Genomic DNA, 20,176 nt, shown 5'->3' with positions numbered 1-20,176 from the left:
GCTGAAATTCATCACATACCGCATTTTACCACCATGACCCACGACACCTGTTTACAACTTTTGAGTTGCGCAGGCAGACTCATCGGGATTATGTTCGCACCCGTCGTTCTGATAAGTGACTGGCCAGTCACTTATCGAATCTCAAGTTTCGATAGCTATTGAATCACACTGACGGTAACGATGGACCATGATGAACAACGGCGGATTCCCCGCCGAGAACGTGAGCGGATGATGAGGCGGCAGGACATCCTGCAAGCTGCCCGCGCGGTGTTTGCCCGCAAAGGTTTTGGCGCGGCCAAACTGGAGGATGTTGCCGAGCGTGCCGAGTTCGGAAAAGGGACGCTCTACAACTACTTCACCAACAAGGAAGCCTTGTTCCACAGCGTGTTGGATGACGCTTTCCAACAGATCGTCCGCATTGCCGACGAATCGTTTCGGGCTGGCGGTTCGTTCAACCAGCAAATCGAGCGGTTTGTGCGGGGGCAGTTGGAATACTTTTTCCGCAATCCGGAAAGCCTGTACCTGATGATGCGGGAATCGCACCACTTGCAGGAGCGAAACCCACTGATGCAGTTGATGCCGCAACTTCTCACCATCCTCTCCGAAGCGGTCGCCGCCGAACAGAAAAGGGGGAAGGTGATTGAGTTTGCAAAGCCGATGGAGCTTGCGGCAATCTTGGTTAGCCTTCTGCTTGGGCAGTTCAACAGCCGGGTGTACAGCAGAATCTGTGGGCATTCAGCCGTAAACCCAACCACCGACCAGCTGGACCTGAACGCCTTGTTCGACACCCTGTTCACCAAGGATGTTGATGCCGAGATTGAGGCCGCCTCGAAGCTGATCCTCACCATCTATTTCCGTGGCATCAACACCCAGTAGCCCGCAACCTCACGATCATCACATTTGCCAGATAGGCCACAAAGCCAGAAAGAGAGAGAGAGAGCAATGAAGAGAGCGCACCAAACCACAACCGCAATGCAACGCACCGTTGCCACACTGCTTCTGCTGCTTGGCGTTGCAGCCGAAGCCGCTGCCCAAACGCCGAAGGTTCTGACCATGGAGCAAGCGATTGCCACCGCCATGCAGAACAACCGCGATCTGAAAATTTCGCGGCTGGAGATCGAGAACGCCGATGCCCGCGTGGATGAGGCTTACAGCAACGCCTATCCATCGGTGGGGCTGAACGGGCGATACACCTACAACATCGCCAAGCCAGTCTTCTACATCCCGGGCCAGGATGGCATTGTTCGCCCGATTGAGATCGGGTCCGACAACAGCTTGCAGGCCGACATCACCGTAAACCAAGTGGTCTATAACCAAGCCGCGTTCGATGCACCGAGCACCGCGAAAGTCTATTCGCAGATTTCGCGCCAGCAGCTTCGCGCAAAGGCCAGCGACGTTATCCTGAGCGTGAAGCGTGCCTACTACGCGGCAATGCTTGCCAAAGAATATCTGGCCGTTAGCGAACAGTTGTTGGCGAACTCGGAGGAGACGTTCAAGAACGCGCAGACACTCTACAAAGCCGGGCTCCGTGCGGAGTTCGATGCCATCCGTGCCGAGGTGCAAGTGGCCAACCAGAAGCCCGCCGTTGTTCAGGCTCGCGACAATTTCAACCAAGCGTTGGACGGGCTGAAGCTCGCAATGGGAATCCCAGAGACCGAGCAGATTGACGTTGCCGAACGGGTTGCCCGGCCCGCATCGCTTAGCCGGATTGAGCCGCAAGTGGAGGAAGCCAAGAAGCTGTTGGAGGAGTACAACCCCCAGCTGAAGGCATTGACACTGAACGATGAAGTCAACAGCCAGCTGATTGACATCCATCGGAGCGATTACCTTCCAACCGTTGCTTTCTTTGGAACCTACCAGTACAGTGCGCAAGCCGATAAGCTGGGCGATTTGGACTTCCAGCCAACGGCTTACGTGGGCTTGAACCTGAGCCTGAACCTGTACAACGGTGGCAAAACAAAAGCCCAGGAAGAGCAGGCACGGGTGGAGAAGGAGAAATCGAAACTTCAGCTTGAGAACGCCCGCAACGGGCTTCGGACCCAGATTGAAACCGTCCTGCGCCGCATTGATTTTGCGCGCCAACGGATTGCCGCAACCGAGCGGGTGATTGAGCAAGCCGACAAAGGCTACAAAATTGCCCAAGCCAGCTACAAAGCCGGAACCGGAACTCAGCTTCAGATTAACGATGCCGACATCGCAATGGCCCAATCCAAGTGGAACCAGATGACGGCCATCAACGACTACAACGTGGCGATTGCCGAACTGGAAGCACTCCTTGGGCAACGCTACCAACTCAGCGACGACGGAACCGACGTCAAGTACAGCCAAAACTGACGCACAACCAACAACGCCAAACGGCGCACCATAGCATAACCCATCAACTGTTTTTACAGCAACCGAGAGAGAGAGAAGAACACCATGAAACGAGTCATCACTATCGTCGTGACATCGCTAATTATTAGCCTGTTGGGCTATGGCGGCTACTCGCTGCTGATGAGCAACAAGGCCCAAAGCGAAGCCAAAGCAAAAAGCGTCACCGTAAAGCCGTTTGCCGTTGCGGTGGCAACCGTCGGTTCCCAAGAACTATCAAGCGACCTGTCGCTAGTCGGGACCATGATCGCCAGCCGCGAAGTCAATATCGCCAGCGAGATTATGGGGCGGGTCCGTTCGGTGAACATGGAACTTGGGCAGGCCAAAGGCGCCGGTAGCCTTCTTATCACCATTGATGACGAGCTGAAGCGGACCGCGCTGGAGCAAGCCAAAATCAGCTTGGAGAAAGCAAAGAAGGAGTACGAGCGTGTGCAGATGGTCCAAGTAGAAAACGCCCTACCGGACCAAACGCTGGACAACGCCAAGTGGGCCGTGCAGCTTGCCGAAACCCAAGTGGCCGCTGCCGAACGCCAGGTTCGCGATGCCCGCATCAGCGCGCCGATTTCCGGCACTGTCACCGCCAAAATGGTGGAGGTCGGCTCGATGGTGCAACCTGGCCAAGTGCTTGGGACCATTGTTGACCTTGCCAACTTAAAATTGCGGATCAACGTGCCGGAGAAAGATGTCTTCAGCCTGAAGGTTGGGGACCCCGTGGAGATCACTACCGAAGTCTATCCCGGAGTAACGTTGGAAGGGCGAATCAAAGCGATTATCGGCAAGGCGGATGAGGCCCACACCTATCCGGTGGAAATCACCATCCCGAACAACCGCACCCACCCGCTGAAAGCCGGGATGTTTGGCCGCGCCAGCTTCACCTCGCTTCCAAAACGGACCAGCATGGTAATCCCACGTGCAGCGGTGATTGGCAGTGTGAAGAACGCCCAAGTCTATGTGGTCAATGGCACCACCGTCCGCCTACGCAATGTTGTCCTGGGTGAAGAAATCGGAACCAATGTTGAGGTGCTGTCGGGATTGAAAGAAGGGGAGCAAGTGGTCAGCACCGGGCAAAACAACCTGCGCGATTCGATGCAGGTGGAAGTGATGAAATAATCTCCCCACCAATCCCCACAACGAAAGGAGAGAGAGAGAACATGACACTAACAGAACTTGCAATAAAACGGCCCACCTTCGTGGTGGTGATCTTTACAGTGCTTGGGGTGCTGGGCTTGCTCAGTTTCGCCCAGCTGAAGTACGAGCTACTTCCCAAAATGTCCAACCCGTTTGTGACCATCACCACGGTCTATCCGGGGGCGGCACCAAGCGAGGTGGAGACCGCAGTAAGCAAACCGGTCGAGGATGCCATCAGCGGGCTTGATAAAATCAAATCGGTCCGGACCACCTCGCTTGAGGGGGTTTCGATCATCACGATTGAGTTCGACCAAACCGCCGATGTCAACTTTGCTTTGCAGGATGCACAGCGGAAGGTCAACGAGATTGTTGCGCGATTCCCTGACGACGTAAAAGCTCCGGTGCTAAGCAAATTCGCCTTGGATGAAATCCCGATACTTCGCATGAGCGCAACCAGCACCATGCCGGAGCGGGAGTTCTACCAAGAGATGAAGGAGCGGATTAAGCCGCGGTTGTCGAAAGTTGCTGGCGTTGGCCAGATCACTCTGGTTGGTGGCGAGGAACGTGAAATCCAAATAAATGTTGATGCCGATAAACTGCAGACCTACGGCCTTTCCATCATGCAGGTCACGCAAGCGATTAAGGCCGGAAACCTTGATTTCCCAACCGGAAAAATTGAGGACACCGACGGCCAGTATGTTGTTCGGGTGGCGGGGAAGTTTGGCTCGATTGAAGAAATTCGCGAGCTGATTGTTGGCCGTTCGCGCTCCGGTGGCGACATCAAACTTGGTGACATTGCCGAGGTTGCCGACGGCACCAAGGAAGCCACCACCATCAGCCGATTGAACGGAAAAACCAGCATCGGCGTGCTGATCCAAAAGCAGATTGATGCCAATGCCGTGGAGGTCAGTAAGCACGTGCGCAAGGAGCTTGCGGCAATCCAGCACGACTACAAAGCCATGGGGGTGAACTTCCTGATTGCCCAGGACGGTTCCACCTTCACGATTGATGCCGCCAATGCCGTCGAGTTCGACCTGATGTTGGCCATCCTTCTTGTTGCGGTGGTGATGCTTGTCTTCTTGCACAGCATTCGCAACTCCTTCATCGTGTTGGTGGCGATTCCGGCATCGTTTGTTGCCACCTTCATTGTGATGTGGGCGTTTGGGTTCAGCTTGAATCTGATGACCCTGCTTGGCTTGTCGTTGGTGGTGGGTATCCTGGTGGACGATTCGATTGTGGTGTTGGAGAATATCTATCGCCACCTTGAAATGGGGCAGGATAGCCGAACCGCAGCCTTGAACGGGCGAAACGAGATCGGCTTCACCGCGCTTTCCATCACCCTTGTTGACGTTGTGGTGTTCCTTCCGCTGTCGCTCCTGTCGGGGCTTATCGGGAACATCATGCGCGAGTTTGCAATCGTGGTGGTGGCCGCAACGTTGATGAGCTTGTTCGTCTCGTTCACCGTCACCCCGGTGCTGGCAAGCCGTATCAGCAAGGTGCAGCATCTGACGAAAGGGACGCTGATGGGGCGGTTCGGGCTGTTGTTCGAGGCCCTGTACGAGCGGTTCCGCGATTGGTACTCGCGGGTTCTTGCGTGGTCCATCGCCAAAGTCTGGCATGGGTTGGCGGTGTTAGGAATCGTTGTGCTCCTGTTGTTTTCGGTGATGGGGCTTGGTGCTGGTGGGTTCCTTGGGTTCGAGTTCATCACGCAATCCGACCGCGGTGAGTTCACGGTAACGGTGGAGACTCCGCCGGGCAATTCGCTGGATGCAACCAACCAAACCACCATGCAGGTGGAACGATTCATCATGGCAATGCCCGAGGTGAAAACTGCGTACAGCAACGTTGGCGTTTCCAGCGAAGGATTGCTGGGGCAGTCGTCGAATAATTCATCGGAGATCAACGTTGCCTTGGTTCCAAAAATGGAACGAACCAGAAGCACCGATGAGGTTGGCGAGGCGATTAAGGCCTACGCACTTTCCATCCCGGGGGTGAAAGTCCGCGTGAACCCGATTGGTATCTTCGGTACTGCCAACCAGACACCAATCCAGATCATTATCTCCGGCCAAAACCTTGATAGCGTCACCGCCACAGCCCACCATATGGCCAACGTGCTGCGGAAGATTTCTGGAACCGCCGACGTTCGTTTGTCGGTGGAGGAAGGGAAGCCGGAAACGCAGGTGAAGATTGATCGCGAGAAAATGGCCGCGCTTGGCCTGACGATTGCCGAAGTTGGCGGGGCGTTGCGGGTTGCGCTCAATGGCGATAACGATGCACGCTTCCGTGTGGGAACCGATGAGTTCGACATCAACATCCGCCTTGATGAGTTCGACCGCGCACGCACCAGCGATGTGGAGAACATCACTTTTGTGAACCGCCGTGGCGAGCAAGTGATGCTGAAGCAATTTGCCGAAGTTGAGCAATCAACCGGCCCAACGAAGCTGCAACGGAAGGACCGCAACAGCGCGGTGACGATCTTCGCGCAGGTGGCAGGGCGGCCATCGGGAACCATCGGAGCGGAGTTCCAGAAGGCCATTGCCAACTACCCCTTCCCAACCGGCGTCACCCTTAGCTACGATGGCGACTTGCGTAACCAGCAAGACTCCTTCGGGAACATGGGGATCGCCTTCATGGTTGGCATCTTGTTCATGTACCTGATTATGGTCGCGCTCTACAACTCCTACCTCTATCCGTTCGTGGTGCTCTTCTCGATTCCGTTGGCACTGATCGGAGCGTTCTGGGCACTGGCGTTGTCGGGGCGAAGCATGAGCATCTTCTCGATGCTTGGAATCATCATGTTGATTGGCCTTGTTGGGAAGAACGCAATCCTGCTTGTTGACTTCACCAACAAAGCCCGCGAGGAAGGGAAGAGCATCAAGGAAGCATTGATGGAAGCAGGGAAGGAGCGGCTTCGCCCAATCCTGATGACCACGCTGACGATGATCTTCGGTATGCTCCCGATCGCACTCTCCACCGCTGCCGGTGCCGAGTGGAAATCGGGGTTGGCGTGGGCACTGGTTGGCGGCCTTACCAGCTCGATGTTCCTGACGCTGATTGTGGTTCCGGTGATCTACTGGGGGTTTGCGGGAATCCAAAGCCGGCTGCGCGCCCGCAAAGCACGCCGCCAGCAACGGAAGCAAGCCAAGCTGAAACCAGGGCTGGAAGCAGCGTAGCAAGGGGAAGCCTTTCGCAAAAACAGAAACGCAAGAAGTGGATGCTTCTTGCGTTTCTGGTTTTTGGCGGCTAAGAGTCGAGTTATTCAACTCTTGGTGCTATAGTGCTGTTTTTTTCGGATGATGGCTGAGCGGTAGAAGAATTCCCAACAATGCCTATTGCTTTTGTTGAAGAATTAAAAAAGTAATGGAGAATTGACCCGTCATTATTTTGCGAGTCAATCATGGATGGTGTCTCGCACGTGCTGCTTATTACGCCAGAGCAATCGCTTGAAATACTACAACTGCTTTCTCCAGTAATGGTGTTTATAAAGGATAATTCCCATGAATAGCGTTCATTGCTGCACTGCGAAGATGTTACCTCAGCGCGAAATGGACCACTTCCTGGAATCCCCCATTCCCGATCAGGCGGAGCCGATACTGACCCATCCCAAACAGCCCCGCGTACACGGCCATCACACGTACCATTCACCACATAGTCATAGTTGCCGTCTCCATTTGAATCAATAAACAGCATAAAGCCATTTTTTAGCTTACTGCTTGGCGGGCACTCAGGGCCTAGTACCATTAATGGAGCTAATGGCTTCAAGGCAGCAAATACTGTGTTCGGAATACCTACTGCTAGAGCAATAATTGCTGCCACAACGAACGATTTTGCCTTTAACATGACTGTTCCTCCAAAATGAGTTGGTAAGATGCACTCCTTTATGCAAAGGAGTACTTTTTTCAGGCAGCAAAATATCTTTTGCTTTTGAAATAACGATTCTTCATAATTGCTTTTTTTATAAGCACGCCGCCAGCAACGGAAGCAAGCCAAGCTGAAACCAGGGCTGGAAGCAGCGTAGCAAGGGGAAGCCTTTCTCAAAAACAGAAACGCAAGAAGTGGATGCTTCTTGCGTTTCTGGTTTTTGATTGAACCTGCTACTTGGACTCCCACATTCCCCGCGAACACTCCCGAAGCGTTCCCCTCCAACGGAGGGGTGCCCGATAGGGCGGGGTGGGTTCGGGGAAACGATCGAACACGCGCCGTTTCCCGTTGGTCACCGAAGCCTGCTGATCCTGTTGATTTGGAAATGGTGGTTTGGTGCGGAGGTCTCCCCAACCCACCCCCCGCCCCCTCCCAAGAGGGGGAGCCGCCCGCAAGGCCGCGCACAGAGGCCGAGGCAGGGAAGAGGGACGCCGAAGGCTAAAGACCTTTTATCAATCCCGACGGAGGTCGGGACGGCTACCCGTACCTTCGGCTACCCGTATCACTCGGCTCCGAGAAAAGTCGGGACCGAGTGATACGGGTAGCGGCCCTTCTAAAACCGGCTCAAATCCCTTCCGAACACCCAGGCTTTGAACCAATCGAACAGCACCAGCACTTTGTTTTTTAGGCTGACCAAGCGCGTGATGTAGGCCGAACGCCAGAAGATGTACGTTGCAATCCCGCGCCACCGCAGTTTGGCTTTGGGGATGTCGGCAAGGGCACGGTTGTCGCCAATGTAGGCCAGCATTCCCAGGTTGTTGAAGGCAAATTCCCGCACCGTTTTCCCACGCGCCGAACGGTTCAGCGCAGTGGCAAGATATTTCCCTTGCTGCATCGCCACTTGGGCGGTTTGCGGAAGCGACGCGGCCGCTGGCGTGGCGCAATCGCCGATTGCATACACCCCCGCGCGGCTTGGGATGCGCAGAAATTCATCGGTAAGAATCCGCCCCGTGCGCTCCTTTGCGAACGGCAGATTCTGCACGAACCCAGCCGGCGCAAACCCCGTGGACCAGACAATCACCTCGGCCTCAATCGTTGTGCCGTCTTCAAGGATCAATCGCCCGGCTTCCACCTGCTTCACTTTTGCCTGGAATCGGACTTCAATCCCTTCGTTTTGGAAGCGTCGTGCGGTGTAATCGCGCAGGCCTTGGTCAAAGGAGTTCAGCAGCGATTTCCCTCCCTCAACCAACGTGATCGTCACCTGGCCTTTAAGATGCGGGTACAATCGGCCAAGCTCTTCATCAAAAAGGTCGCCCAACTCTGCGGCGAATTCCACCCCCGTGGGTCCGCCGCCAACCACCACAAAGTGGAGCAGCCGGCGGCGTTCTTCCGGGGTGATGCCTGGAACGTCGGCACGTTCCAGGCACCAGGTCACCCGCTCGCGGATGTTGCGGGCATCGGTAAGCTCCTTCAGGAACATGGCGTGTTCTTTCACCCCGGGGATTCCGTAGGTGTTGTTCCATGCCCCCACGGAGATCACCAGTTGGTCGTAAGTGATGGAGAATTCGGCGGTTTTATCCACGGTGCGGCAGCGCAGGGTGCGCAGTTCGGTGTCAAGCCCGATTGCTTCGGCCTGCACAAACTCAATCCCTTTTCGGGTGCGGCGCACTGGCTCGATGATGCTTCGGAACTCAATCTTTCCGGCGGTGGTGCTGGGGAGAAGGGGGGTGAACAGGAAGTGGTTGCGCGGGCTGATGATGGTGATGCGGTGGTGGCGCAGGTCAATCCGTTTCACAATGCTGATTGCGCCGAACCCTGCTCCAAGAATCACAAGGTGTTGTTTCGGTTGCTGTGCGTTCATGGCTTTACTTCATGTGGGCGTTTGGTTGCCCGGTGGTCCCCTGGTGCGTGTGTGCGTTTGCTTGCTGCTTCGGCCTAACTTACCGCATGGTTTCGCGCCAAGATGCTTCGGAGTGTGCGGGCTTTTCTGCCAAGTGCCCGCCCTCCGTTGCCCCGTTTGCTGCCAGTGAACTTGCCCGCTTTTGAGTCCATTTTTTCTCCACCCCTTTACACTTCTTCCCCCTTTATCTTTCCCCTTTTTGACTTTACCCTGTATCTTTGCGCCCTTGCCGGAAGCGCGCTGCGTTTCCGCCCCAACACGACTAACGATCGGCCTATCTACCTAACTCGATTACGCTTCGTGAGAACGATTCTTCTTGCAATTCTTGGCCTGTGCATGGCTGCGGGCATCGCTTCGGCGCAACTGCCGGAGGGGTTCCTTGCTGCCCCGGCAAATCCCGACAACTCGCTTCTTCAGGCATTGCTTGGCTCCCCAACCCGCACGCTGGTCCCGCTGAACGGGGCTTGGCAGTTCAGCGAGGACGGGGGGGATGAGTGGGGGAACGTCACCATCCCCAGCAGCTATCTCTATCCCGGGGAGGTCTCCTTCAAACGCACCTTCCAGATTCCGGCGCAGATGCTGAAAAACTACCGCTGGAAGTTGGTCTGTTTGGGGGTCCAGTACCAGGCGACCATCACCATCAACGGCCAGTTTGTGGCGCAGCATGAGACCGGGATGCCCTTCTCGATCATGGTTCCCGATGAGGTGAAGCTGGCTGCGAACAACACCATCCAGATAGATGTCAGCAACGAGCTTGGCTACACCAGCACGGTTCCCGGGCGGAAGCTCTTTTTGGGAAGCCGCACCTACGGCGGGATTTTCCGCGATGTGGTGCTGGTGGGGGTCCCGCGTGTGTGGGTTGACGATGCCCGTTTCCACACCACGCTTAGCGGCGGCAATGGCGTGGCCAAGTTCCGCGTGCGGGTGGTTAGCGGAACAATCCGTGGGATGAACCTTACCAGCACCTCCGACAGCCTTCCCACCACCATCACCCTTCCCGATGACAAAGCGGAGTTTGAGTTAGGGGTGGTGCTTCGCAGCCCTTCCGGCAACGACACGATTCCGCCAACCGAAGTGGGCCGCGGCGCGCAGGCGTTCACGCTGGAAACAAAGCGGACCGCAGTGGTTGATCTTCCCATCACCGTCAACAACCCCGCGCTTTGGGCCCCGGGCGCGCCAAACCTGTACGATGCCGTGGTGCAGATCCGCTACAAAGGGGTGGTGGTGGATGAGCAAAACCTAAAGGTTGGGTTCAGAACAATTGAAAGCCGGGGAGCGCAGCTGCTTCTGAACGGCCAGCCGATTCCAGTAAAAGGAATCGGCTACTTGGAAGATGTGAAGGGGAATGGAGCCTCGCTGAGCTACGAGCAGATGCGGCGCGACATGCAGTCCATCAAGGATATGGGGGTGAACTTGGTTCGGTTCCCCGATGGAGTTCCCCACCCGTACTTGCTGGCGTTGTGTGATGAGTTCGGCATTATGGCGATGATTGACGCCCCAAGCGGAACGCCGCCGTCGTCGCTGTTCAGCAACGAAAGCTACCGCAAGCGCGTGGTGGATCGGATGCGGTTTGCCATTGAGCAAGGGGGGAAGTACAACTGCGTGGTGGCTTGGGGATTGAACGCCACAATCCCCGACGGAGACGAAGGGGCCATTGGCTTGGTTCGCGACCTCCGCAAAGTGGTGGATTCGCTGGACCATCGGTTGCTCAGTTTTTCGGCATCGGGGTGGGCAACCGCAGAGCTTCGGAAGCTGTGCGATCTTCCAGGGATCAACGCGTTCGATGTTGAGATTTCGCAGCTGACCCAGAAAGTGAAATTGGTGCTGGGGGAGCTGAATAAGGAACGCCCGCTTCTGCTGCTGGCCTACGGGAAGTTCGTCCAGCTTGGAAACCACGGCGGCTACAGCGACCCGATCTCCATTGAAGCGCAGGCAAAATATATCAGCGACATCTACGGGTTGATTGGGCAATCGGGGCTGGGGGGGGGCATCTACTGGGCCTACAACGATTACCGCACCGACCGCCCACTGCTGACCCCAAACAACGATGAGCAATATCTGGCAACCTGCGGCCTGTACGGGCTGGACCGCGATCTGCGGCAAGGGGCGCTGATGCTGACGGCGTTGTACACGGACCAAAAAACGCCCGACGTTCCGATTGGGGAGTATGTGGCTCCGTCAACAATCCCTTTCATTGTGGCGGGGTTCATTTGCGCAATTCTGTTTTTGCTGCTTATCAACAGCTCGCGCCGGTTCCGGGAGAACGTCTTCCGCGCATTGCTTCGCCCGTACAACTTCTTTGCCGACATCCGCGACCAGCGGATTCTTAGCAGCTTCCAAACAACGGTGTTGGGCCTGGTGATCGCCGTCACCTTTGCGGTGATTGCAAGCTCGCTTTGCTACTACTACCGGATGGATGAAGGCTTCGACGTTGTGCTGACGGCAATCATCACCAGCGATTCGCTGAAGGAATTCCTGAATTGGATTATCTGGCGCCCGGTGGTTGCCATCGTCTCCTTCACCCTCTTTTTCTTCCTGCTTCTGCTGCTGGTTGCGGTGCTGATTCGGGTGTGCGCGGCGTTTGTCCGGAACCGCATCTTCTTCAGCGATGCCTACATCATCGCCATTTGGGGCGCGCTTCCGGTGCTGCTGCTGATTCCGGTGGCAATGGTGCTCTATCGGTTGTTGGAGGCTCCCGGCGCGGGGATCATCGCTTTCACCGTGATGGTTGGCGTGCTGGTGTGGATGCTGTACCGCGTGCTGCGCGGCGCGGCGGTGGTTTACGACGTTCGCCCGCTGAAGGTGTATGGATACGCGATTGGGGGAATCGCGCTGCTGCTGCTGGTGCTGGTGGTAAGCAGTGGCGAAGCTGGGGCAACGCTGAGCTATTTGCAAGAAGGGATAAGCGGGTTGTACAGCGGGGGATAAAAGCGGCGCTGGCATCTACCTACAATGTTGGCGTTGAAGCCAGGCAGTAGATAAGCCAAGCAATGGGAAAACGCCACCGTTGAACAATCAGTTTAGTGGTGGCGTTTTTGTTTGACGGTTCGCCCTAAAATGTGGCTCCAATTCCACAGCGGAGCGTGCCGACTCGCAACGCGGCTGTTGAACCTTCGCCCACCGCAAACCGTTCGGTTCCGTTATTTGGTCGGTGCGGCCATTAATGATGGTGGCGCAATGCAATGATAGCAGTGCGCAAACAAGGTAGCAACAGTGATGAAGGAAATGAAGCTGCATTGGAAAATTTCTCCAGTTTTCAACTGTGGAGTTTCCTCAATAATTATGCCAGAAAGAAATTCACGCAAGGGCACACCGGGCGAACGCAAAGGGCGCGAGGAAGCCCGATTCAATCGGGGAGGTTACGGGGTTGGGCAGGCTGTGGTGATTGTCGGCATTTTGAAATGAGCACTAGTTACACTGACCTTGTTTTAGTAATTCTTTTTCAGCAATCCAGAGTTGTAGTTGTTTCTCAGTAAGGCTTACGAGACCCAACGCACTCAGCTTTACCCCTACGATGCCAGCAAAAACGGCTTTTGCCCGTTGGCATGAAGCACCATTCAAGCCACTAATGGAGTAATCACCACGGATAAGGAATGTGGGGCGGGCATAAGAGACAAAAGATTTCGAAAGGATATCAACTTCGATTTGTGGAAAACCAGCAGAGAATTCGGCTGATAATGCGCCTACTGCTCCTGAACTCACAGTATCAGTAGTGGCGGACCATTGCCCTGCTATTCCTTCCGCATGAAGTTGGGATCCATCATAACTGAATCCGGTTTCACTATCAAAAGTAAATGTTGAAGAAACATTTGCATGGCCACCTAATGGGATTTGTGAAGTTACAGCCCACTCTAATCGCACATTTAACGAAGCTGGAATTGGGCCGATTAAAAAAGGAAATTTTAGGAGGGTAACAGGAACTTTAACTCCTAAATCTGAACTTTTTTTGACTTCCATACCAACAGTTAATTTTCCTGCCACATTCTTGTTCTTGTAATCTATATTGTTAATGGTTCCATTTGCGAATGTCATTTCACTTTGCGATGTCAGCTGCTCAATCGTGCCTTTTATATTAAAAGTGGTTCCAACGCCTATCCCCGATTTCTCATGTATTTTACAAGAAACATCAGCTTTGTCTTCTATAAAGCTCATGGTTATTTCATAACTGTAGCTTCCTAATTCAAACTTGTGCGTAAACCCACCGTTTGGATATGTAGACTTGGCCATCGGATGCTCGATACCATCCACAATTAATAATGGCGTGATTGCGCTATCAAATACTGGGGTATAAGACCAACCTATTTTCCCACTTTTAATCGCATCCGTTAAATAAGCCTCTTCTGTCTCAACGATAACTTCGTTTCCAGAAGTAGTAACCTTCACAACTCGCCGAATAGTTTGTCCGTGAACTACAATAATGTCGCCCTGCTGAAGCGAAGCAGCCAGGGGGGATGTCTTTTGAAAGTGGTACAGATACTGGGCTGTGTCAAGAGATAGGATATTCCCAAGCATTGTGCTATCGAAATACACAACATTATCCTGCCAAACAACATCAAAGGTTCGCGAGGAAGCTGGTGGTTTGTCACTTGGCGATGCGGGGTCGCTTCCACAACCTGTGAGAAGGAAGAGGTAGAGTAATGCGATGCCGATATAGCTGAAATGGTGTGCCATAACGATTAACTAGGATTGAAGGAGCATAGGCTATGTAGCGGAGCTGCCTCTATAGTGATGGAACGTGGTCTGCAGCAGAGGAGGTCTTCAAGAAACGGTGACAAGTTAGTTCTGTTCAAGAATAGAACAAAGTACTATTTCCCTGCGCTGCCAAAATGCTTTCTACCCAAGCTCACTCTGCCAATAATTGCTCTTTCACTCCAAGCAGGTCAATCTCGTTCCATGATTCGGCAAACTTTCCATGTTCAATGCGGTGAATTACGATCCCTGAAATTTTTACGCGCTTGTTCGTTGCGGGTATTCCCATCAACTCTCCTTTGTGAGTTGCTTCGGCAAGGAAACGGAAGCAGACGTAGTCTTCTTGGGCGATAATATGGGTGATGGTGAATTGAATATCGGGGAATACATGTCGGTAGGCGTTGACGTAATACATGGCTCCCTCAATCCCCGTGGGCTGATCGGCAAATGTCGGGTTCCCATCGGTCCAGTCGCTTGCAAAAATGTCGGCAACAATCTCCTTGTTCCGATTTTTGTTCCATCCTTCCAGAATCCACCTGCGGGCAAGTTCTTTGTTGTGGTCAATGTTCTGTTGTGTGCTGGTTTGAGCGTTGTTCATGGTGTCCACCATCGGTTGTTGGTTGCATGAGAGTAACAGGAACATTGTCCCCACAATACTACGCATGGTTGGTAATTGCTGGCTGAACATTGTTTTTCCCTCCTGTCGGTGTTACATATGCCACACTACGAAAAAGCCGCCTCAACCAGATTGGCTGAGGCGGCTTTGCGAAGTTGCAGTGGCGCGTATGTGCGCCGGTTAGGTGTTTTGCGTTTGGATCCGCATTCCGTAGAAGCTCTTCCAAACGAAGAACGCGCTGATGACGAAGAAGACCGCCGCCAGATATTTCACCGTGTTTGCGCTGTTGGCCGACATGCTTACGGCAAGCTCCACCGCCAACAATCCGAACAGCGTCGCGAACTTGATAACCGGGTTCAACGCCACCGACGAAGTATCCTTGAACGGATCGCCAACGGTGTCGCCAACAACGGTTGCGTCGTGCAGTGGCGTTCCTTTGGCTTTCAGCTCGGTTTCCACCACCTTCTTGGCGTTGTCCCATGCGCCGCCGGCGTTCGCCATGAAAATGGCTTGGAACAGGCCGAACAACGCCGTGGAAACCAAGTAGCCGATAAAGAAGTATGGCTCGAAGAACGCAAACGCCAACGTGCCGAAGAACACGCCCAGGAAGATGTTGAACATCCCTTTCTGTGCGTACTGCGTGCAGATTTCCACCACTTTCTTGGAATCCTCAACCGATGCCTTCTCCACCCCTTCAAGGCGGATGTTCTGCTTGATGAACTCCACCGCACGATACGCGCCGGTGGTAACTGCTTGCATCGAGGCTCCGGTGAACCAGTAGATCATTGCGCCGCCGGCAATCAAGCCCAGGAAGAAGGGAGGATGGAGGAGGGAGAGGTTTTCCAGCCCAGTGGTCAAGCCACCGGTCAGGGCCACGATAATCGAGAAGATCATGGTGGTTGCCCCCACAACAGCGGTTCCAATCAGCACCGGCTTGGCCGTTGCTTTGAAGGTGTTCCCCGCGCCGTCGTTTTCTTCCAAGTACTCCTTTGCTTTCTCGAAGTTCGGATCGAACCCGAAGTCGCGCTTGATTTCGGCATTGATATTCGGCATCGTTTCAATCACCGAAAGCTCAAACACCGATTGGGCGTTGTCGGTAACGGGTCCGTAGCTGTCCACGGCAATCGTCACCGGGCCCATGCCCAAGAATCCGAACGCCACCAAACCGAAGGCGAACACCGCCGGGGCCAACATCATTCCGCCAGCGGCGGGATTGGCCGGGCTTACTGCCGGGATGCTCATGCTTACCCAGTAGGCAATGCCCATCAGGAAGATCACGGCGATTCCCAACCAGTAGCTGCTGAAGTTGCCAGCAACCAAGCCGGAAAGGATGTTCAACGATGCCCCACCTTCCTTGCTGGAGGTGACGACCTCATGGACGTGGCGCGACTCCGTGCTGGTGAAGACTTTCACCAACTCCGGGATAATCGCGCCAGCAAGCGTTCCGCAGGTGATAACCGTGGAAAGCTGCCACCAGAGCGAAGTGTTGCCCCCCAGGTCGGGGATCACGAAGTAGGAAACGATGTAGGTAAGCACCACCGAGACGATGGAGGTAAGCCACACCAGGTTGGTGAGCGGCTTCTCGAAATTCATCTTATCGGCGTTGCGGTATTTGGCTTTTGCGGCGGCTTCGTTCAGGAAGTAGCTCAGTGCCGAAGCAATCACCATCACGATACGCATCACGAAGATCCAGACAAGCAATTGGACCTGGATTGTGGGGTCCTTCACCGCAAGCAGGATGAAGGAGATCAAGGCAACGCCGGTCACGCCGTACGTCTCAAATCCGTCGGCCGACGGGCCGACCGAGTCGCCAGCGTTGTCGCCGGTGCAGTCGGCAATCACGCCTGGGTTACGGGCATCGTCCTCTTTGATTTTGAAGACGATCTTCATCAAGTCCGAACCGATGTCGGCAATTTTGGTGAAGATACCGCCGGCAATACGCAACGCCGCCGCGCCAAGCGACTCGCCAATGGCGAAGCCGATGAAGCAGGACCCAGCATACTCACCCGGGACAAACAGCAAGATTCCCAACATCAGCAGAAGCTCCACCGAGATCAGAAGCATGCCGATGCTCATTCCGGCTTTCAGCGGGATCGCGTAGGTTGGGAACGGTTTCCCACCCAAGCTGGCGAAGGCCGTGCGGGAGTTGGCGAACGTGTTCATGCGGATGCCGAACCACGCCACCGAGTAGCTTCCGCCAATGCCGATAAGGCTAAACAGCAGGATGATAAACACCCGCTCGATGGGGAAGTGGAGCAGCGCGCCGAAATACACGGCAATGATTGCCCCGATAAACACCCACAAGATCATGATGAACTTCCCCTGCGTTACCAGGTAGGTTTTGCAGGTTTCGTAGATCAGCTCGGAGACCTCTAGCATCGCCTTGTGGACCGGAAGATTCCGAACCTGCGAGAAGATGGAAAGGCCAAACAGCAAGCCGAGCACGCTGACCAGCAATCCCCCCATCAGAAGGGTGTGGCCATCAACGCCCATGAACGTCACGGCATCCAGGGCGGGGAGTTGAAGGTTAGCTTCGCCACCTGGCTTGTGTTCTTGCGCCAGCAGTGGCATTGCCGAAAATGCCGTCATCGCCAGCGCGATCAAGGGGATCATGCGGGCCAACAACGGTCGCCCTGCCGAAGCCTGGCGTTGGTTGGATTGTTCGTTTGCAGCAACGAATCGCATCGTCATTTCTGCGGTTAATGATAAGGAAAGGTCTATACGGGTGCGCCCCGTATTCCGTTAATTGTGTGCTACGTTCTGGAAATTTGCCAGGCCCGAATGCCACCCATTGCGGAACGGGCTGGCCTGACAAGCGGCGAAGATACACCCGCCAGACCAATTGAGGAACAGTTTTAACAAGGAAAGACCGCATTTTTATTGATTGGAATAGCAGGCGGCTGCGTTGGAATGGCAGAAAAAAGCCAAACACGGCACCCATCTATCAACATCACATACTCAACTTCCATGATTGAACAACTGATCGAAACGTGGCAGATCAACAACCGGATCAACCGCTATCTGCTGGAAGCAATCCCCGCCGAAGCCCTGCCGGACAAAGCCGGTGGGAAGGGAAGAAGCGTGGGTGAGCAGTTCGCGCATCTCCATAAAACCCGCCTGATGTGGCTGAAGGTGGCCGCGCCGGAACTGCTGGCCAGCCAGCCAACCCTTGAAGAGGAGGCATCCGGGAACCCGGCGGCACTTGCCGAAGCCCTTGAAGCCTCGGCCCACGCAATCTCCGAAATGGTCCGCACGGCGTTGGAGTTGGGGAAGAATGTGAAGGGGTTCAAGCCGCATCCAACCGCATTTATCGGCTATCTGATTGCCCACGAATCGCACCATCGCGGGCAAATCGCCCTTACCCTGAAAACCAACGGCCACCCGCTGGATAAAAAAACTTCCTACGGGATGTGGGAGTGGGGCGTGCGGTAAATCATCCGGCGGGCGGCAGGGCATCGCGCAATTCTTGCAGCCAGACCTCGGCCTGGCTGTCGCTGGGTGCGCGCCAGTCGCCGCGCGGGGAAAGCGATCCGCCGCTGCCAACTTTGGGGCCATTCGGCACGCAGGAGCGTTTGAACTGGCTGATCTTGAAGAAGCGGAACAGAAAGACCTCAAGCCATTTCTGAATTGCGGGAAGGTCGTACTGGTTTCGCTTCTCCACCGGCAGATCGTCCGGCCAGGAACCGCGTTCGGCATTGCCCCAAGCATGGCTGCTTAAAAACGCCACCTTGCTTGGCCGGAAGCCGTAGCGGGTGATGAAATAGAGGTTGAAATCTTGAAGCTCGTATGGGCCAACCACCTGCTGGGTGCTTTGGGTTGGACGCCCGGCATCGGCTGCGGAAGCGGGGATAAGTTCCGGCGAAATCTCCGTGTCGAGAATGGAGCGAAGCACCCCGCTGGTCTCCGCACCGAACTGGTTGGTGTTGGCAACCCAGCGGATCAGATATTGGATAAGCGTCTTCGGCAGCGAAGCGTTGACGTTGTAGTGGGACATGTGATCCCCCACGCCGTAGGTGCACCACCCCAATGCCAGCTCCGACAAATCGCCGGTCCCCAGCACCAGCGCGTTGTGGAAGTTCGCAAGCCGGAACAGGTGCGAGGTCCGCTCCCCGGCCTGCACATTCTCGAACGTGACATCATACACCGGCTGGCCATCAACAAACGGGTGGCCGATGTCGCGGAGCATTTGCAGGGAGGAGGGGCGGATGTCAAGCTCCGATGCCGTCACCCCCAGCGAGCGCATCAAGGCCCAGGCGTTGTTGTAGGTGTGGTCGCTGGTGGCAAAGCCGGGCATGGTAAACGCCAGGATGTTTGTTCGCGGAAGGCCCAAGCGGTCCATTGTTCGGGCCGCCACAATCAGGGCGTGGGTGGAGTCCAATCCCCCCGAAACCCCAATCACCAGCTTGTTGATTCCCGAGGAAGCCAACCGCTGCTGCAGCCCGTGGACTTGGATGTTGTACGTCTCGAAGCAGCGTTCGTCCCGTTCGGCAGCGTTGTTCGGGACGTAGGGGAAACGCTCCACTCCGCGCCGAAGCGGGACCTCATGGTCTGGCATGGCAAGCTCAAAATCAACCCGCCGGAACTTCCGCAACCGCTCTTGGTTATCGTGAACGGCATCGCCAAAGCTGGTAAGCCGCATTCGGTCCTGGGCCAATCGCTCAAGATCAATGTCGGCAAGGATCACCTGCGGGGTGCTGGCAAACCGTTCCGATTCCGCCAGCAGCTCGCCGTTCTCATACACCATCGCATGGCCATCCCAAGCAAGGTCCGTGGTGGATTCCCCAAGCCCCGCAGCGGTGTACAAATATGCCGCCACACACTTCCCCGATTGCGCCGCGCACAACCCGTGCCGGTATGCCCCTTTCCCAATCGTGATATTGCTGGCCGAAAGATTGCAGAGGACCGTCCCCCCGGCCAGCGCGGCAAGGGTGCTGGGCGGGGTGGGGGACCAGACGTCTTCGCACAGTTCGGCATGGAGCAGAAGGTTGGGGACGTTGGTCGCGTTCAGCAGAATATCCGTCCCGAACGGAACGCGCTGGCCAAGCGGTGTGGCTTCCGTAAACAGCGAATCCCGCGCGGCAGAAAACTGGCGCTTCTCGTAAAACTCCCGGTAGTTCGGCAGGTACGATTTTGGATAAACGGCAAGGATTGCACCGTTGTGAATGGCCACCGCGCAGTTGAACAACCGCCCTTCCATCCGCAGCGGCGCGCCAACCATCAGGACCGGGGCAAGGGTTTGGCTGGCGGCAACAATCGTCCCCAACTGTGCCAGCACCGCATCAAGCAGCGCGTCTTGCTGGAACAGGTCGTCGTTGCTGTAGGCACTGATTCCAAGCTCGGGGAACAGCACCAGCCTGGCACCGCTGTCGGCTGCTTGTTGCGCAAGCGGCAGCATCTGCTGCACGTTAAAAACGGGATCGGCAACGCGCAACCGGGGCACGCAGACCGCGGCCCGAACAAAGCCGTGGCGATAGATGGAGTTGAAAGGAAGCATAAAAAATCTTGAGCGTCGAGTGTGGGAATGCCGGGGCCATCCGTTTGGCAGCGCGGCGTGGCATCCCTCTCCAGTTTCTTCCGCCCCGGCGCGTGGTTTCCGCTGGATTCCGGGGCGT

The 20,176-nt window shown here is 55.4% G+C and carries 13 protein-coding genes; 7 read left to right on the top strand and 6 right to left on the bottom strand.

The genetic code is table 11. From position 1 onward, the window contains the following. Positions 1–180 precede the first annotated feature (180 nt). The 4 genes from IPM61_14735 (at position 181) to IPM61_14720 (ending at position 6,671) form a co-directional block, all read left to right on the top strand. Entirely contained in the window at positions 181–876 is a 696-nt protein-coding gene (locus IPM61_14735; GenBank protein ID MBK8912572.1) for a TetR/AcrR family transcriptional regulator, read from the top strand. 96 nt (positions 877–972) lie between these two features. Then, a complete protein-coding gene (locus tag IPM61_14730; protein MBK8912571.1) occupies positions 973–2,334 on the top strand; it encodes a TolC family protein in 1,362 nt (453 codons plus the stop codon). 84 nt (positions 2,335–2,418) lie between these two features. Then, positions 2,419–3,480, top strand: coding sequence for an efflux RND transporter periplasmic adaptor subunit (locus tag IPM61_14725; GenBank protein ID MBK8912570.1), 1,062 nt, complete (start codon positions 2,419–2,421; stop codon positions 3,478–3,480). Between the two features lie 41 nt (positions 3,481–3,521). Next, positions 3,522–6,671 carry an efflux RND transporter permease subunit gene (locus tag IPM61_14720; protein MBK8912569.1) on the top strand — a complete coding sequence of 1,050 codons (3,150 nt, stop codon included), beginning with the start codon at positions 3,522–3,524 and terminating at the stop codon, positions 6,669–6,671. An 82-nt stretch (positions 6,672–6,753) separates the two neighbouring features. Here the strand turns inward: IPM61_14720 and IPM61_14715 are convergent, their stop codons facing one another. Then, on the bottom strand, positions 6,754–7,488 hold the full coding sequence (locus IPM61_14715) for a hypothetical protein (protein ID MBK8912568.1): 735 nt from the start codon (positions 7,486–7,488) through the stop codon (positions 6,754–6,756). Between the two features lie 484 nt (positions 7,489–7,972). After that, positions 7,973–9,220: an FAD-dependent oxidoreductase gene (locus tag IPM61_14710; protein ID MBK8912567.1), complete on the bottom strand. Its 1,248-nt coding sequence runs from the start codon at positions 9,218–9,220 to the stop codon at positions 7,973–7,975. A 339-nt stretch (positions 9,221–9,559) separates the two neighbouring features. Here IPM61_14710 and IPM61_14705 point away from each other — a divergent pair, with 339 nt between their 5' ends. Together IPM61_14705 and IPM61_14700 are read left to right on the top strand one after the other, a co-directional pair. Continuing rightward, entirely contained in the window at positions 9,560–12,187 is a 2,628-nt protein-coding gene (locus tag IPM61_14705) for a hypothetical protein (protein MBK8912566.1), read from the top strand. 288 nt (positions 12,188–12,475) lie between these two features. Further along, complete coding sequence (locus IPM61_14700) at positions 12,476–12,664, top strand: hypothetical protein (protein MBK8912565.1); 189 nt, start codon at positions 12,476–12,478, stop codon at positions 12,662–12,664. A 3-nt stretch (positions 12,665–12,667) separates the two neighbouring features. On the opposite strand, the gene IPM61_14695 is transcribed toward IPM61_14700, so the two are convergent. The 3 genes from IPM61_14695 to IPM61_14685 all read right to left on the bottom strand — a co-directional run bounded on the left by IPM61_14695 (position 12,668) and on the right by IPM61_14685 (position 17,153). Beyond that, a complete protein-coding gene (locus tag IPM61_14695; GenBank protein MBK8912564.1) occupies positions 12,668–13,930 on the bottom strand; it encodes a hypothetical protein in 1,263 nt (420 codons plus the stop codon). A gap of 172 nt (positions 13,931–14,102) precedes the next feature. After that, positions 14,103–14,612, bottom strand: a complete 510-nt coding sequence (locus tag IPM61_14690; GenBank protein MBK8912563.1) for an ester cyclase — start codon at positions 14,610–14,612, stop codon at positions 14,103–14,105. 132 nt (positions 14,613–14,744) lie between these two features. Beyond that, entirely contained in the window at positions 14,745–17,153 is a 2,409-nt protein-coding gene (locus IPM61_14685; GenBank protein ID MBK8912562.1) for a sodium-translocating pyrophosphatase, read from the bottom strand. 378 nt (positions 17,154–17,531) lie between these two features. Between IPM61_14685 and IPM61_14680 the strand changes: the two genes are divergently transcribed. Further along, positions 17,532–17,996: a DinB family protein gene (locus tag IPM61_14680; protein MBK8912561.1), complete on the top strand. Its 465-nt coding sequence runs from the start codon at positions 17,532–17,534 to the stop codon at positions 17,994–17,996. Position 17,997: 1 nt separating this feature from the next. Here IPM61_14680 and IPM61_14675 read toward each other — a convergent pair whose 3' ends face one another. After that, the gene (locus IPM61_14675; GenBank protein ID MBK8912560.1) at positions 17,998–20,058 is read right to left on the bottom strand and encodes an NAD(+) synthase; all 2,061 of its coding nucleotides are present in this window, start codon (positions 20,056–20,058) and stop codon (positions 17,998–18,000) included. Positions 20,059–20,176 lie beyond the last annotated feature (118 nt).

It is taken from the genome of Chlorobiota bacterium (assembly GCA_016710285.1).
In the GTDB taxonomy this organism is placed as follows: Bacteria; Bacteroidota; Ignavibacteria; order OLB7; family OLB7; genus OLB7.
This window is presented reverse-complemented; position numbering and strand designations above follow the sequence as displayed.